The organism is Micromonospora sp. B11E3 (genome assembly GCF_039871625.1).
Lineage (GTDB): Bacteria > Actinomycetota > Actinomycetes > Mycobacteriales > Micromonosporaceae > Micromonospora.
Map to the genome: position 1 here is coordinate 1 of NZ_JBDPMC010000262.1, position 541 is coordinate 541.

The 541-nt window shown below is 69.1% G+C and carries 1 protein-coding gene; it reads left to right on the top strand.

The genetic code is table 11. The features are described from left to right. Nucleotides 1–541, top strand: a 541-nt coding sequence (locus ABGB16_RS33990) for a transposase domain-containing protein (RefSeq protein WP_347672136.1), incomplete at both ends; no start/stop codon positions are given.

Sequence of the window (541 nt, forward strand, 5' to 3'; positions counted from 1 at the left end):
ATCACCCGGTCGATCGAGGTAGCCGGGGGTGTGCACGCGCCCGGACATCTGGGCGAGTTGACCCAGATCATCGACTTCGACCTGGTCGACGCGGTGCTGGAAGAAACCGGGACACGCGAGAAGCGGCCGCGGCTGCTGCCGTCTCGGGTCGTGGTGTACTTCGTCCTCGCACTCGCCCTGCTCGAACGCTGTTCCTACCGAGCGACCTGGGGGAAGCTGACCGCGGCCCTGGCCGGCTTGTGCCTGACGCGGCCGAGTATCTCCTCACTGTCACGCGCTCGCCGCCGGATCGGAACGGCGCCGCTACGGCGCCTGTTCGAGACCCTGGCCGGTGCCGTCGGCCTGCCCGGTCAGCCCGGTGTGTTCTACCGGGGCCTGCGTACCGTGGCCATCGACGGCACCCACCTGCACGTACCCGACGAGGAGCAGGTCACCTGGCGCTACCCCAAACGCGTAGGAGACAAGCTGGAGTTCGGCTACCCGCTGCTACGGCTGCTCGTGGTGATCGAGTGCGGGACCCGCGCCCTGCTCGCCGCGGCCT